Source organism: Streptomyces daliensis, from assembly GCF_054782395.1.
Genome location: NZ_BAAGSO010000054.1, coordinates 81,501 through 95,958, shown reverse-complemented (window position 1 = coordinate 95,958; position 14,458 = coordinate 81,501). Strand labels below are relative to the sequence as shown.

The 14,458-nt window shown below is 72.9% G+C and carries 11 protein-coding genes; 9 read left to right on the top strand and 2 right to left on the bottom strand.

Annotated elements, in window-relative coordinates:
* The first annotated feature begins 103 nt into the window (after window positions 1-103).
* From ACYVOO_RS11350 to ACYVOO_RS11325, 6 genes are all read left to right on the top strand, one after another.
* Entirely contained in the window at window positions 104-712 is a 609-nt protein-coding gene (locus tag ACYVOO_RS11350) for a YdbC family protein (RefSeq protein ID WP_453346704.1), read from the top strand.
* Window positions 713-728: 16 nt separating this feature from the next.
* On the top strand, window positions 729-1,388 hold the full coding sequence (locus ACYVOO_RS11345) for a histidine phosphatase family protein (protein ID WP_453346703.1): 660 nt from the start codon (window positions 729-731) through the stop codon (window positions 1,386-1,388).
* A gap of 38 nt (window positions 1,389-1,426) precedes the next feature.
* Window positions 1,427-2,482 (top strand): ADP-ribosylglycohydrolase family protein, encoded by a 1,056-nt coding sequence (locus tag ACYVOO_RS11340; protein ID WP_461015522.1) that lies wholly within the window; start codon window positions 1,427-1,429, stop codon window positions 2,480-2,482.
* A gap of 210 nt (window positions 2,483-2,692) precedes the next feature.
* A complete protein-coding gene (locus ACYVOO_RS11335; RefSeq protein WP_461015521.1) occupies window positions 2,693-4,657 on the top strand; it encodes a DUF4153 domain-containing protein in 1,965 nt (654 codons plus the stop codon).
* 160 nt (window positions 4,658-4,817) lie between these two features.
* Window positions 4,818-5,495: a ribonuclease HII gene (locus ACYVOO_RS11330; RefSeq protein ID WP_461015520.1), complete on the top strand. Its 678-nt coding sequence runs from the start codon at window positions 4,818-4,820 to the stop codon at window positions 5,493-5,495.
* Window positions 5,496-5,584: 89 nt separating this feature from the next.
* Window positions 5,585-6,202 carry a hypothetical protein gene (locus ACYVOO_RS11325; RefSeq protein WP_461015519.1) on the top strand — a complete coding sequence of 206 codons (618 nt, stop codon included), beginning with the start codon at window positions 5,585-5,587 and terminating at the stop codon, window positions 6,200-6,202.
* 366 nt (window positions 6,203-6,568) lie between these two features.
* Here the strand turns inward: ACYVOO_RS11325 and ACYVOO_RS11320 are convergent, their stop codons facing one another.
* Both ACYVOO_RS11320 and ACYVOO_RS11315 read right to left on the bottom strand, forming a co-directional pair.
* Window positions 6,569-7,180 (bottom strand): hypothetical protein, encoded by a 612-nt coding sequence (locus ACYVOO_RS11320; protein ID WP_461015518.1) that lies wholly within the window; start codon window positions 7,178-7,180, stop codon window positions 6,569-6,571.
* A 79-nt stretch (window positions 7,181-7,259) separates the two neighbouring features.
* Complete coding sequence (locus tag ACYVOO_RS11315; RefSeq protein WP_461015517.1) at window positions 7,260-9,464, bottom strand: RecQ family ATP-dependent DNA helicase; 2,205 nt, start codon at window positions 9,462-9,464, stop codon at window positions 7,260-7,262.
* 478 nt (window positions 9,465-9,942) lie between these two features.
* Here ACYVOO_RS11315 and ACYVOO_RS11310 point away from each other — a divergent pair, with 478 nt between their 5' ends.
* The 3 genes from ACYVOO_RS11310 (at window position 9,943) to ACYVOO_RS11300 (ending at window position 14,328) form a co-directional block, all read left to right on the top strand.
* Window positions 9,943-11,103, top strand: a complete 1,161-nt coding sequence (locus tag ACYVOO_RS11310) for a DUF4192 domain-containing protein (protein WP_461015516.1) — start codon at window positions 9,943-9,945, stop codon at window positions 11,101-11,103.
* Between the two features lie 113 nt (window positions 11,104-11,216).
* Window positions 11,217-13,409 carry a glycogen debranching N-terminal domain-containing protein gene (locus tag ACYVOO_RS11305; RefSeq protein ID WP_461015515.1) on the top strand — a complete coding sequence of 731 codons (2,193 nt, stop codon included), beginning with the start codon at window positions 11,217-11,219 and terminating at the stop codon, window positions 13,407-13,409.
* 163 nt (window positions 13,410-13,572) lie between these two features.
* Window positions 13,573-14,328: an NUDIX hydrolase gene (locus ACYVOO_RS11300; RefSeq protein WP_453346694.1), complete on the top strand. Its 756-nt coding sequence runs from the start codon at window positions 13,573-13,575 to the stop codon at window positions 14,326-14,328.
* The last annotated feature ends 130 nt before the right edge of the window (window positions 14,329-14,458 follow it).

Below are 14,458 nucleotides of genomic sequence, written 5' to 3'. Positions count from 1 at the left end.
TCGCCGAAGTTGTCGCGGTAGGGAATCCGAAGTTGTCCCTCCGGGTGCCGAGTTGGGCCTGAGCCCGTACGGCGCGTCACCGGTATGGCCGTACCATGGCGCGGTGCTGGTCAAGTGGATGCGCTGTTCCGTCGTGGACCGTCGGGGTTTTGAACGGGGTCAGCGGAAGTGGGCGGGGCTGCTCGGCGAGCCTGGATTCCGGGGGCAGGGCGGCGGCTGGAGCCGTGCCCGCGAAGGGGTGGTGCACCTCTTCGGCTTCTGGGAGAGCAGGGCCTTCTACGACTCCTTCATGGCGCGCTCGCACGACCGCCTGCACGCCGCGCAGATCGGCACCTACAAGGACATGAGGGTGCGGCTCTTCGAGTACCGCTTCGACGTGAAGACCGGATTCACACCGGTCTTCACGGACGCCGACCTGCTCCGCGTCGCGCACTGCCGGGTGCGCAGCGACCGCATCGAGCACTACACCCTCATGCAGGAGAAGGTGTGGAATCCGGCGATGGCCGGATCACCCGGCATGCTGCGCGGCGTGTTCGCGCAGGCGCACACCGAGGACGAGTTCATGGTGCTGTCGATGTGGGACTCGGCCGCCGAGCACGGCAAATACCGCACCGAGCGGGTGGAGCGGCTCGCGCTGCGCGCCCAGACGGGCGCGGACGTGACGGCGATAGCCGGGGACGTGATCGACCTCGAACCGTCCTGGACCGTATGACCCTAGAGTGAGGCTTATGTCGCGTCCCCATCGTATTGTCCTCATCCGGCACGGAGAGTCGGAGGGGAACTTCGACGACACCATCTACGAGCGCGTCCCGGACCACGCCCTCGCCCTCACCGAGCGCGGCCTGCGCCAGGCCGAGGCCGCGGGCGAGCGGCTGCGGAAGGTGTTCGGGCAGGAGCGCGTCTCCGCCTACGTCTCACCGTACCGCCGCACCCACGAGACGCTCGCCGCCCTCGGGCTCGACCCCGGGCTGATGCGGGTCCGGGAGGAGCCCCGGCTGCGCGAGCAGGACTGGGGCAACTGGCAGGACCGGGACGACGTGAAGAAGCAGAAGGCGTACCGCGACGCCTACGGCCACTTCTTCTACCGCTTCGCGCAGGGCGAGTCCGGCGCCGACGTCTACGACCGCGTGGGCGCCTTCCTGGAGAGCCTCTGGCGCAGCTTCCAGGCGCCGGACCACCCGCCCAACGTGCTGCTGGTCACCCACGGGCTGACGATGCGGCTCTTCTGCATGCGGTGGCTGCACTGGACCGTCGCGGAGTTCGAGTCGCTGTCCAACCCCGGCAACGGCGAGATGCGCTGCCTGGAACTCGGCGCCGACGGGCGCTACGAGCTGGACCGCCCGTTCGAGCAGTGGTGCACGCCACGTCCCTACGGAGTGTGCGGGTAGGGGCCCTGGGGGCCGGCCTCCGGTTAGAGTCGCGGATCATGAGCGCTGAACCCCATGACCTCGCACACGGCAAGCGGGTCTCCGGCGCCCTCGCCAGCCTGCGCGGGCTGGCGGTGGGCGACGCTCTCGGCTCGCAGTTCTTCGTCCCCGGCAACCGTCCCCTCCTGAAGCGGCGCGAACTGCCGCCCGCCGTCTGGCAGTGGACCGACGACACCGAGATGGCCTGCTCGGTGGTCGAGGTGCTGGCCGGGCACGGCCGGATCGACCAGGACGCACTGGCCTCGGCCTTCGCCGAGCACCATGACTTCGACCGCGGGTACGGGCCCGCAGTGAACCGGATGCTGCGGCTGATCCGGCAGGAGAACGGCGACTGGCGGGAACTCGCCTCGGCGCTCTTCGACGGGCGCGGCTCGTGGGGGAACGGCGCGGCGATGCGCGTCGCGCCCCTCGGCGCCTGGTACGCGGGCGACCCGGAGAGCGCGCTGCGCGAGGCCGAACGCTCCGCGTTCGTGACCCATCAGCACCGTGAGGCGGTCACCGGCACGATGGCGGTGGCCGCGGCGGCTTCGCTGGTGGCCGGTGCGGCGGGAAGTACGGGGGGCACGGGGAGCGCGGGGGGTGCGGAGGACGCCGGGGAGCCCCTGACGGGGGCGCTGCTGCTGGAACGGGTGCGGGACCTGGTGCCCCGCAGCGCTGTCCAGGCCGGGATCCGCCGTGCGCGGGACATGCTCGACTACGGCGACGTCGGCACGGTCGCCGCCGTGCTGGGCTGCGGGCGACGCACGAGCGCGCACGACACGGTGCCCTTCACCCTGTGGGCCGTGGCGCGGCACCTCGGTGACTACGAGGGGGCGTTCTGGGCCACGGCCCAGGCGGGCGGCGACGTCGACACGACGTGCGCGATCGTCGGCGGCGTCATCGCCTCGGCCGGGCCCGCAGGGGCCCCGCCGCGCGCCTGGGCGCGCTCCACGGAACGGCTTCCGTCGTGGATGCGGACGGGACGCGACGTCACCGGTGACGGTGTCCCCGACGAGGCCGTCCCTGGCGACGGCCCCACGCCCCGGCCCGGGGGAGCGGGCCCGTCGTCGGCCTGACGCGGCCCGTGTGCCGGTCTGACGTGGTGCGCGCGTCGGCTGACGCGGTGCGTGCCTCGGGCTGACGTGGTGCGCGCGCGTCGGCCTGACGTGGTCGTGTCACTGATGCGTCACAGCTCCCCTCCGGCTCCGCGGAAGCGCTGGAACAGCGCCTACGGTGTCGCCTAGTCCGCGACTCTGATCATCGATCGTCGCGGCGGGGAGGGGACCATGTCCGACGATTCGCAGAAGAAGCCCGGCGAGGAACAACGCCCGGAGGCGGAGACCGGGTCAGACCGGCCGGATGCCGCCACGGGCCGGGCCGGTGACGGTCCGGCCGAGCGCCGGAACGGAGCCGGTGACGAAGCACGCGGCCAAGGAGACGGCCGCGAAGCCGCACCGGAGCAGGAGCCCGCCCCGGAACAGGGACCCGCCCCGGAACTGGGACCCGCGCCGGTACAGGAACCGGAGCCGGAGCCCAGGCCGAACCCGGCGCCGCCCGAGGACGCCGCTCCCACGGTGCAGCCCCGTGGCCCCGCCCATACGCCCCACACGCCCCACCCGGCCCACACGGCTCACTCGGCCCGACCTCCCTACCCGGGCCCTTACGGCCCGCCGGTCTACGAGCCGCCCCCGCCGCCCGCCTGGGTGCAGGCCATCCAGCCGGACGGACCCGTCGCACCCATGCGCACGGCGACCGCCTGGTCCGTCGTCGCCACCGGCCTGCTCACCGGCCTGCTCCTCGGCGACGGGGTGGGCGTCAACCTGGTGATCATCGCCATTCCCGCCGTCCTCGCCGCTTTCTTCGCCGCGCAGACGGCGGGACGTCGCCCGCGTCCGTGGACCCTCATATGGAGCGTGGGCGCGGTGGCCATGCTGGTCGTCCCCGCGCTGCGGGACGCCACCTGGCCCAGCCTGCTCGCCGTACTCGGTGCCCTGGCTCTCGGCTCGCTCGCGCTCCACGGGAGCGGGGACACCTGGCGTGGCGCGCTGCTGGGAGCCGTCGGCCTGATCGGAGCCGTGCCTTCGGGGGTGAGCTGGGGGTGGAAGGGCGTACGGCAGCGGGCCGGGGGCTCCCGTGACCGGTGGTGGCCCGTGGTGCGTACGGCCGCCGTCGCGGTCGCGCTGCTGGTGGTCTTCGGCGCGCTGTTCGCCGGCGCGGACGCCGCGTTCGCCGACCTCCTCGGGGGCCTGATCCCGGAACTGTCCGTCGTGGACGGCCCGTTGCGGTTCCTGCTCTTCGTCGTCGGCGTGCTGGGCGCCCTCGCCGCCGCCCGTACGGCAGTGGCCCCCTACCGCTGGGACCGCATCGAGACGACACCGGGCCGGGCACGGGGGCGCGTGGAGTGGGCGCTTCCGCTCATCGTGCTGAACGTGCTGTTCGCCGCCTTCAACCTCGTCCAGCTCACCGTCCTCTTCGGCGGCTACGACAAGGTGCTCAGCGAGACCGGTCTGAGCTATGCGGAGTACGCGCGTCAGGGCTTCTGGCAGCTTCTCTGGGCAACGCTCCTCACTCTTGTGGTGATCGCCTTCGCGCTGCGCTGGGCTCCTCGCGGCAGGCAGAGCGACGGAGCCCTGGTGCGGGGCGTGCTGGGCACGTTGTGCCTGCTGACGCTCGTCGTGGTCGTCTCGGCCCTGCGGCGCATGGACCTGTACGTCGACGCCTACGGCCTGACCCGGCTGCGTCTCTCGGTGTTCGGGATGGAGCTGCTGCTCGGGGTCGTCATCGTGCTGATCATGGTCGCCGGAGTCCGTGGTGCGGTCTCGTCATCGGGTGGCAGGGGAGCCGGATGGCTGCCCCGCGCGGTGCTGGCGAGCGGGGGTGTCGCGGTGCTGTCCTTCGGGCTCCTGTCGCCGGACGGGCTGATCGCGGACCAGAACGTGAAGCGGTACGAGCGCACCGGCAAGATCGACCTGGTGTACCTCCAGGGCCTCTCCGCCGACGCCGTCCCGGCCCTCGACCGGCTCCCCGAACCGCAGCGCTCCTGCGCCCTCCGGGAGATCTCCTTCGACCTGAAGGCCGAGGACGACGAGCCCTGGTACGCGACGAGTTACGGCGAGTCCCGTGCCCGCGCCGCCCTCGTCGACCGGCCGCTGCGGCTCGGCGACGGTCCGTGCGGCCGGTCCGACGAGTACGGGGGCGACTCCGGAGGCGAGCACGAATTCGACGAGGGGCCGGAGCCGGGCATCCGCTGAGGGGAGCTGAGGGGAGGGGCGGGCCGCGGGCGCTGGGGGAGCACCGGGGGGCTGGGGGAGGGGGTGAGAGGGCCGCGGGCCCGTCCCTCCCCGGCCCGTCCCGTTTTCGCTCGCCCCGGCCCTGACCGCGCGGGATACGGCGGCTACTCTTGTTGTTGCCATGCCGTACGAACCCCCAACCCACCGCGTCGAACGTTCCCTCCGCGCCACCACGGGAGCGAAGATCGTCGCCGGAGTCGACGAAGTCGGCCGTGGAGCGTGGGCCGGGCCCGTCACGGTGTGCGCGGCCGTCACCGGACTGCGCAGGCCCCCTGAAGGTCTCACCGACTCCAAGCTGCTCAGCGTCAAGCGGCGCAACGAGCTCGCGGAGCTGCTGAACGGATGGGTCACCGCGCACGCTCTCGGTCACGCCTCCTCGGAGGAGATCGACGAGCTGGGGATGACGGCCTCGCTGCGACTGGCCGCTGTACGGGCGCTGGAGGCCCTGCCCGTACGGCCGGACGCGGTGATCCTCGACGGCAAACACGACTACCTCGGAGCTCCGTGGCGGGTACGGACGGTGATCAAAGGCGACCAGTCCTGCGTCGCCGTGGCCGCCGCTTCCGTGATCGCCAAGGTGCACCGGGACGCGCTGATGGCCGAACTCGCCCCGGAGCACGCCGAGTTCGCCTTCGAGGAGAACGCCGGATACCCATCTCCGGTGCACCGGGCAGCGCTGGAGGAGCGGGGTCCCACTCCGCACCACCGGCTGTCCTGGGCCTTCATGGACGCGCTGCCCCGCTGGCAGCACCTGAAGCGCACCAGGTGCGATCCGGCGGAACAGATCGGCCTTTTCTGATCGAGTTCTGATCGAGCTGGGCGGGAAGCGCGGGTTCCGATTCGAACCCGCTGAAGCGTGCCGCACCAGCGTTTGATAGACATCACTTCATGCCTCTCACCCCTGAGGAGCCACAGATTCACGAGAGTGTCCCGGGCCCGCGCAACGCAGCGGGAACCACCCGAACTCCGCAGGCATCCCGCCCCGCAGCACCCCTTCCCGGACCCCGCCCCTCGGCCCGTCCCGCTCCGCCGCGAGCGGACAGCAAGGGGCCCACTCCGGGGCGGCCCGGCACCGCACGCGCGGGCGCTCCGCCGACGCAGCGCTCCACTCCGGCGCCCGCTGCCGCCACCGCCCAGATCCAGCTGGCCGCCGCCACCGACGCGACCGCCGTGGAGTCCGCCGACGAGGCCGTCGACAAGCTCCTCGACGACGGCCGTGCCCCCGGCGACATCCTGGTGATCACCACGGGCGAGGAGCACCCCTGGGCCCAGCACGAGCTCTCCTTCGGCGAGGACGCCTACTGGCGCCAACTGGCCGAAGGCGAGGACGTCTTCTGCGCCCACGCCTCCGCCCTGGGACGTATCGGCCGCCGCGCAGTGGTGGTGCTCGCCGTCAACGGCGGCACCGACTCCGAGGTCGCTGTGGCGCTGCCCGCCGCGCTGGAGAAGGCGGAGACCCAGTTGATCGTCTGCGGCGACCCGCAGCGCCTGCGCTCCCTCCTCTGACCCACCCGGCCCGCACCGCCAGCCTCCCCGGCGCCCCGGCCCGGCCCGGCTCGCGGGGCGGAGCCGCCGGGCGGGGAGCGGCGCGGGTTTCACGCGGCACCGGGAGCGTGCGTCCAGGTGACGCCGTTCCCGTGGCCCGGAGCGCGGCTCCACGTGACGCGTTCCCGTCGCGGGAGCGTGCCCCGTGACTTCAGCCGCGCGGTCCGGCACCGGGCCGTGCGGCTCTTGGCCTTCGCGTACGGTCCGCGTGCCGTCCCTGTCCGTCCGCTACGGGACCGTACGGAACGGAATGGCACGCCGGACCGGATCGGGCCGGACCGGACGGTACCGGTCCCAGACCGGACGGACAGGCACGGGACCGTACGGTCAGAGCGCCACGGCCCTCGCCGGTATCTCCGCCACGCCGTCCGCCTCGCGATGCGGGGTGGCCCCGTGCCGCGGGGCGGGCGGTCGCGCGGCCACGGTCGCGAACGTGGCGCGGGGCCGTCGTCCCCCGCGGTCCTCCCCCAGCACCTGCCAGCCGCTCCGGGTCAGCGTGATGTAAGCGCCGCATCGCAGGCCGTGCAGGGTGCACGCGTCCCGCAACCCCCACATCCAGGCACCGTCCACCTCCGTCCAGCGGGGCTCCCCGTCGCGGCAGTAGAGCAGCACTGCCGTGCGGACGGGCGAGCGGCGGCGCAGGTCGTGCGGGATCACCCGTCTCAGGTGTTCGAGCAGCGCGTTCCGGAACTCCCAGCCGTCCGGGTTCGCGCTGCGCTGCGTGAACGAAGCGCTGGCCGTGAGCCGTTCACCGGGCCCGATCACCGCGACCACGGCGGTCCAGGGCCGCGGCAGGTGACGCTCGTAGAGACCGGTGACGATCTCGCGGGGACTGCGCAGCAGGGGGATCCCCGCGGCGGACCATTCCGCGGTCTCCAGGGTGCGGCCCAGTCGGGAAGCGGAATCGGTGGAGGGCGGCGGAGCAAAGCCGAAGGTCACGTTCCTCCCCTCGTCCGGCGTACCGTACTGAATTCTCTCCGGCTCACTCCCTCCACGGCAATGCTCAGGGGTCAAAAGATCAGCCCTGCACAGCGAGGACCAGCGGCAACACCCCTTCCGCGCCTGCCTGACGGAGCATCCTGGCCGCCACCGCCAGCGTCCACCCGGTCTCCGTGAAGTCGTCCACCAGCAGCACGGGGCCGCCCCCCTCCGCCACCGCGGCGGCCAGCCCGGGCGGAACCGTCAGCGCGCCGTGCAGCGCACGGAGCCGTTGCGCGCTGTTGCTGCGCGGCGTCGTGAGGGGCGGGGCGTCCTCGGCGTAGGCCACGGTGCCGAGCAGCGGCATGCGGCCGACCTCCGCGATCCGTTCCCCGAGGGACCGCACCAGCCCGGGCCGTGTACGCGAATCGACCGTCACCACGCCGACGGGCCGTGCCACCGCGTCCGGAGCGCCGGATGCCCACCCTCCGGGCCCCTTCGCCCAGTCGGCCAGGACGGTCACCGCCGCGTCGAGCACATCGCCGGGCACCGGCCCGTCACCGGATTGCGGCGAGAGCAGCGGGCGGAGCCGGTTGCCCCACCCGATGTCCGAGAGACGCCCCAGCGCGCGGCCCGTTCCGGCCTGCTGACCAGCGGGGATGCGCCCCTTCAGATCGACCCCGATCGCGGGCAGCCCGGTGGGCCACATCCGCCGGGGCTCGACCTCCACGCCCGGCCTGCCCAGCTCCCCGCGAGCGGCCTCCAGGGTCGTCCCCGCGACATCGGCGGTGAAGCGCGCCCCCGCGCAGTTGTCGCAGCGCCCGCAAGGCGCCGCCTCCTCGTCGTCCAGCTGGCGCCGCAGGAACTCCATCCGGCAGCCGGTGGTCGTCGCGTACTCCCGCATGGCCTGCTGCTCGGCCTCACGCTGCCGTGCCACCCACGCGTAGCGCTCGCCGTCGTAGGACCACGGCTGCCCCGTCGCGGTCCAGCCGCCCTTGACGCGGCGCACGGCCCCGTCGACATCCAGGACCTTGAGCATCATCTCCAGCCGGGAGCGGCGCAGTTCCACCAGCGGTTCCAGGGCGGGGAGCGAGAGCGGGCGGTCCGCCGTGGCCAGGACGTCCAGGGTTCGCCGCACCTGCTCCTCGGGGGGAAAGGCGAGTGAGGCGAAGTACTTCCAGATCGCCTCGTCCTCGGGGCCGGGCAGCAGCAGCACCTCTGCGTGCTCCACGCCACGGCCCGCACGGCCGACCTGCTGGTAGTAGGCGATGGGGGAGGAGGGAGAGCCGAGGTGGATGACGAAACCGAGGTCGGGCTTGTCGAACCCCATGCCGAGTGCCGAGGTGGCGACCAGTGCCTTGACGCGGTTCGCCAGGAGGTCGGCCTCCGCCGCTTCGCGGTCGGCGTTCTCGGTTTTTCCCGTGTAGGAGGAGACGGTGTGGCCCTGGTGGCGCAGGAACGCCGTCACCTCCTCGGCCGCCGCGACCGTGAGCGTGTAGATGATCCCGGAGCCCGGGAGCTTCTCCAACTGGTCCGCGAGCCAGGCCATGCGGCGGGCGGCGTCCGGCAGCCGCAGCACGCTGAGGCTGAGGCTCTCCCGGTCCAGCGGCCCGCGCAGCACCAGCGCCTCCGTGCGCGTCGTCTCAGCTCCTTCTCTTCCTCCCGGTTCTCCCGCCCGGCCGCCGGTGCCGAGCTGTTCGGCGACATCGGCCGTCACCCGTGAGTTGGCCGTCGCCGTCGTGGCGAGCACGGGCACTCCCGCAGGCAGCTCGGCGAGCATGGTGCGCAGACGGCGGTAGTCGGGCCGGAAATCATGGCCCCAGTCGGAGATGCAGTGCGCCTCGTCCACCACGAGCAGGCCGGTCGCCGCCGCGAGCGCGGGCAGCACCTGATCGCGGAAATCCGGGTTGTTGAGCCGTTCGGGGCTGACGAGCAGCACATCGACCTCGCCCGAGGCGACTTCCGCCTGGATCGTCTCCCACTCCTCCGTGTTCGCGGAGTTGATCGTGCGTGCGCGGATGCCCGCACGTGCCGCCGCCTCCACCTGGTTGCGCATGAGCGCGAGCAGCGGCGAGATGATCACGGTCGGTCCGCTGCCCTGCCCCCGCAGCAGCGCAGTCGCCACGAAGTACACGGCGGACTTGCCCCAGCCGGTGCGCTGCACCACCAGCGCACGCCGCCGGTCGGCGACGAGCGCTTCGATCGCCCGCCACTGATCCTCTCGCAGGCGGGCGGTACCGGAGTCGTCACCGACGAGGCGGGACAGGACGGCGTCCGCGGCCTGGCGCAAATCTGTGTCGCTCATGCCCCCATGCAACCGGATGCCGCGGACATCAGGCGAACGCGCCCCTGTGGATAACCACGTATTAATACGACTAACTCCGCGTGCTGTGGACAACGCTCGACGCGGACCGCCGCTCACGGGCCACGGTCGAGTCATGACACAGCGCGACAACGAGCACGAATCTCGACGTGAGCACGGCCTCTCCCGGGCAACGGGCGGACGAGAGGGGAAGCCAGGTCCCGGTCGGAGCCCGGACGGGGCGGGTGCGGGCGGAGGCGAGCCGACGAGGCCGGCCCCGGCCCCGGGCTCCGGCACCCGACGCCACCGCGCGGGGCACAAGGACGCCTCAGCCTCCGCACATCCCGCAGATCCTGCGCCGAGCAGTACGCCCGCGGGCCCTCACCCGCCTCATGGGCACCACATTTCATCGACCCCTGACGCGCCTCCCCGGCCCGCGGACTCCGACCGTCCCGCGCACAGCGCGCACCGCACGGACCCCGTGCCGGGCAACGTGGCGGAAGTCGCCCTGCGCGGCCCGGCTCAACTCGCCGACGCACTGCCCTACCTCCTCGGGTTCCACCCGGACGACTCCGTCGTCGTGGTCGCCCTGCACGGCGAGCGCGGGCGCTTCGGCGGACGCATCCGGATCGGCATCCCGGCGAGGCCGGAGGAGTGGCCCGCCCTCGCGGACCAGGTCGCGGCCTGCCTTGAGACGAGTTGCACCTCCCGGGGCGAGCGGCCGGACGGCGCGCTCCTCTTTCTGTGCCAGGACCCGGCCGTGGGAGAGACGGCCGGTGCGGTGATGGAGCGCCTGCGCCCGCTGGCCCAGCGGCTGCGCACCGCCTGCGGTGAGCGCGAGATGCCCGTCTACGAAGCGCTGTGTCTCGCCGACGGGCGCTACCGCTCCTACTGCTGCCCCGATCCGCACTGCTGCCCGCCGGAAGGCAACCCCATCGCGATGTCCGGCACCTCGCCCATGGCAGCCGCGGCTGCCTATACCGGCCTCCGGGTGCGCGGCTCGCTGCGGGACATGGAAGCGCGTCTCACGGCGCTCGGTCCGCCTGAGGCCAGCCACCAGCAACGGGAACTGGACGCCGCGGGAGCGGCCCTCGTCCCGCGGATGCTCGTGTGCGAGGGGCGCCGAGCCGTACGCGCCGAGACGCTCGCACTGGCCGGGCGGCTCATGGAGCGCTTCCGCGACACCGTGCCCGATGCCGAGCACTGGCCGACAGCCGACGCGCATGACGACGGCCTTCTCTCGGACACCGAGGCCGCGACGATGATTCTCGGCCTCCAGGACCGCAAGACACGCGATCAGGCGGCGACGTGGATGGAGGGGTTGGACGTCGCTCCCGCGCTGCGGCTGTGGCGGGCGCTCGCCCGGCGCTGCGTCGGGCCCTACATCGAACACGCAGCGGCCCCGCTCACCCTGGCGGGCTGGGTCGCCTGGTCCGGAGGCGATGAGACGACGGCACGCGTCGCCCTGGGCCGCGCCCTGCACACGGATCCGGAATACGTCTTCGCCCAGTTGCTCCAGCGTGCCTGCAACGACGGCCTGGATCCGGAACCTCTCCGTCGCGGTATGCGGGCCGAGCGGGCCGCCAGGCTCGCCGCGCAGAACCGGGCACGATCCGGTTCCGGGCCCAGGACCAGCCCGTGACCCGGGGCAGCGCCGGCCGTTCTGCTCCATGGCGGACGGCGGTCGTCGCACACCGCACATGTCCCACACTTCCGGCCCCGGCCGGTTGGAGAAGAGGAAGCGGAGGAACGCGTATGTCCCCGGCCCCACGGCCAACGCCACCCCGTCCCGTCGTCCCGCAACCAGGCGCCCCACCAGCGCTGCCGGCCGTGCGGAACCCCCGGGCCCCGCACCCCGCCCCTGTCCCCACCGGTCCTGGCCAGAACACGCCTGACGGATCCGGCAAGGCACCATCGCCAGGTGCCCGGGCAGGAGCACGGCCTGTGGCGCCACCACCCAGGCCCGAGTACCAGCCCGCGCACACCTCCCTCATCGGCGTCTCCGCGCCCTCGCTCGTGATCAGCGCCGATCACGGCCAGTTGACCGGCGCGGGCATGGAGGGGTTCTTCCACGTCGGCCGCAGAGTGATCGCACGCTGCCAACTGCGCGTCGACGGCCGGGAACCTTCACCCGTCCAAGGCCGGATGATCGACGCGGGCCAGGCCCGGTTCGTCGCCGCCGCACGCACGGCGACGTCGCCCGGGCCCGATCCGGAGATCCTCGTCGAACGGCTGCGCTCCGCTGAGGGGACCGAACGCATCACGCTCCGCAGCGCGGCGGCGGGCACAGTGCGGTTCCCCGTCGAAGTACGGCTCGGAACGGATCTCGCCGAATTGGGCGCCGTCGCGGCCGGGGCGCGGAGTCCCGAACTCCCCGCCGACGTCCATGGGCCGGGTCTGTCCTGGTCCTCGGGGAGCCTCCGGGCGACCGTCACGGCCGACCCCGCCCCCGACACCGCCCTGGCCTCGGCCGGACTGCTCCGCTGGGAGTGGGAGCTGGCTCCCGGTGCCACCCGCACCGTACTGCTCACCGCACGGCTGGAGCCGTCACGTTCCGGAAGGGAGCCTCTTCGGGCGGCACAGGGGCCGGCCGGCCTGGCACGGCGTTCGGAGAGACCCCCTCGCCCATGGGGCGCGGCCGGGGCGGAGGGAGACGACGGCAGAGTGCGCGAACTGTTCCGCACCTCTCTCGACGATCTGGGCGGCCTACTGCTTCGTGACGCCGCCTGTCCGCCGGACCTCCATCTGGCCGCGGGAGCGCCATGGCGCTGCTCACTCGCCCCTGCGGAGACCCTGCGGGCAGCGAGGATGCTCCTTCCGCTCGGCACCCGCCTCGCGGCCGGGACCCTCCGCACCCTCGCGCGAACCCAGCTCACGGCGCCCGGTCCGGAACAGGGCAGGATCCCGGGCCCGCTCCGCAACGCGGGCCCCCACGCTCCCCCTCGCTGTACGGGGACCGAGGCCACCCTGCTCTTTCCCGCCGTCCTCGCCGAGGCGTGGCGCTGGGGCCTGCCCGCGCGCGAACTGGAACTGCTGCTTCCTGCGGCCAGGCGCTGCCTCGGATGGCTGCGCGCACACACGAAGGCGGGCGGATATCTGCCCGACCCCGCCCCGGAGGGCCCGTTCCGCTGCGAAACACAGGCGCACGCGCACAGAGCGGCGCTGCTCGGCGCCGACCTGCTGGAGGCTCAGGATGCCGACGAGGGAGAGGAGTTGCGCGAGTGGGCGGCGGCGCTGAGGGAGCGGTTCAGGCAGGACTTCTGGCACGAGAACAGAGGCGGTGGCCGACCGCTGTCGCTCCTCGCCGCCGACGGCGCCACCACGCCGTATCTCGGCTCCACCGCCGCAGAGCTGCTGGACACCGGGCTCACCGTCGGCGGACTCCAGGCCGAAGGACTGCTCGACAAGGCGCAGACCCAGCAACTGGCCCGTCTCCTGGGCGGCCCTTCCCTCGACTCCGGGTGGGGCCTGCGCAGCCTCGGAGCGAAGGAACCCCGCCACAATCCCTTCGGCCACCGCAGCGGAGCGGTCCGGGTCGAGGAGACGGTGACGGCCGTGGCGGGCCTGGCGAACGCGGGGCACGAGAACGAGGCGGGGGCGCTGCTCCGAGGCGTGGTGGACGCGGCGGAGACCTTCGGATTCCGGTTGCCGGAGATGTACGCGGCGGAGCAGCGCACCGAGGGCAGCGTGCCGCTGCCGCATCCGTCCGCCTGTCGTCCTGCGGCTGTCGCCGCCGCCGGGACGGTACGGCTGCTCACCACGCTGGCGGGCGTGCGCCCCGATGTCCCGGCGGGGACGGTGGCGGTGCGCCCACTGTCCACGGCGCCGCTGGGGGCGGTCCGGTTCACGGGGCTGAGGGTGGCGGGGGAGCCGTTCGCCGTACGGGTCAGCAGACTCGGCCTCGGCCTGGTCGAGGAGGTGGCGGAGGGGCTGCACCTGCGGGGATGAGTGTTTCCGCGCCGGCCCCGGGCCGGCGCCTCGGTAAGGAGCGCGATGCCACGACGGACGCACAAGGGGAGGGCAGAAGAGTGGCGAAAGAGGTGGCAGAAGAGGTGGAGAAGGTGCGGGAGAACGGACTGTTTATCGTCAGGGAGACGACTATGATCGCGCCATGCCCTACGATCCGTCGGCCTTCCCGCCCTTCGCCGTCACCGTCGATCTGGTCGTGCTCACGGTACGCAGGCATGCGCTGTGCGCCCTGGCCGTCCGGCGTGGCGAGTCGCCCTACCAGGGGCGATGGGCGTTGCCCGGGGGGTTCGTACGGGCGGACGAGGATCTCTCGACGGCGGCGGCACGCGAACTCACCGAGGAGACAGGGCTGCGCGCCCACGATCCGGTCGGCCAGAATCCTGTCGCGCATCTCGAACAGCTCGCGACGTACGGCGATCCGCAGCGGGATCCGCGCATGCGCGTGGTCAGTGTCGCCCACCTCGCGCTCGCCCCTGACCTGCCGTCACCCACAGCGGGCGGCGATGCGCACAGCGCGCGCTGGGCCCCCGTCGAGACCCTGCTCGGGGTCAACGACGGACTGGCCCGTGACGCCGACCAGGCCGCGCCGCTCGCCTTCGACCATGACCAGATCCTCGCCGACGGGGTGGAGCGGGCGCGTTCGAAGATCGAGTATTCCTCGCTCGCCACCGCCTTCTGCCCGCCCGAGTTCACGGTGGGGGAGCTGCGGAGGGTGTACGAGGCGGTATGGGGTGTGGCCCTCGACCCCCGGAACTTCCACAGGAAGGTGACGGGAACCCCGGGGTTCCTGGTGCCGACCGGGGGGACGACGACCCGTCAGGGCGGTCGGCCCGCGCAGTTGTTCACCGCGGGAGGCGCGACACTGCTCAACCCGCCGATGCTCCGCCCCGAGGTCTGACGGCCGGGTCCCAGGGCCGGACCCCGGCCGGGGCCGCCGATGTCCGGGAGGCGCGACCAGGGAATGGGTCCGCTGGAGGGGAGGAGAGGCGAGGGGCGGGGCGCGTCGCGTAGAAAGTCGGACATATCGC

What these genes read in the sequence shown, in the direction of transcription:
- ACYVOO_RS11325 (WP_461015519.1), top strand. Translation starts at nt 5,585, where the DNA reads ATGCCTCTCACCCCTGAGGAGCCACAGATTCACGAGAGTGTCCCGGGC.
- ACYVOO_RS11330 (WP_461015520.1), top strand. Translation starts at nt 4,818, where the DNA reads ATGCCGTACGAACCCCCAACCCACCGCGTCGAACGTTCCCTCCGCGCC.
- ACYVOO_RS11305 (WP_461015515.1), top strand. Translation starts at nt 11,217, where the DNA reads ATGTCCCCGGCCCCACGGCCAACGCCACCCCGTCCCGTCGTCCCGCAA.
- ACYVOO_RS11300 (WP_453346694.1), top strand. Translation starts at nt 13,573, where the DNA reads ATGCCCTACGATCCGTCGGCCTTCCCGCCCTTCGCCGTCACCGTCGAT.
- ACYVOO_RS11345 (WP_453346703.1), top strand. Translation starts at nt 729, where the DNA reads ATGTCGCGTCCCCATCGTATTGTCCTCATCCGGCACGGAGAGTCGGAG.
- ACYVOO_RS11340 (WP_461015522.1), top strand. Translation starts at nt 1,427, where the DNA reads ATGAGCGCTGAACCCCATGACCTCGCACACGGCAAGCGGGTCTCCGGC.
- ACYVOO_RS11315 (WP_461015517.1), bottom strand. Translation starts at nt 9,464, where the DNA reads ATGAGCGACACAGATTTGCGCCAGGCCGCGGACGCCGTCCTGTCCCGC.
- ACYVOO_RS11335 (WP_461015521.1), top strand. Translation starts at nt 2,693, where the DNA reads ATGTCCGACGATTCGCAGAAGAAGCCCGGCGAGGAACAACGCCCGGAG.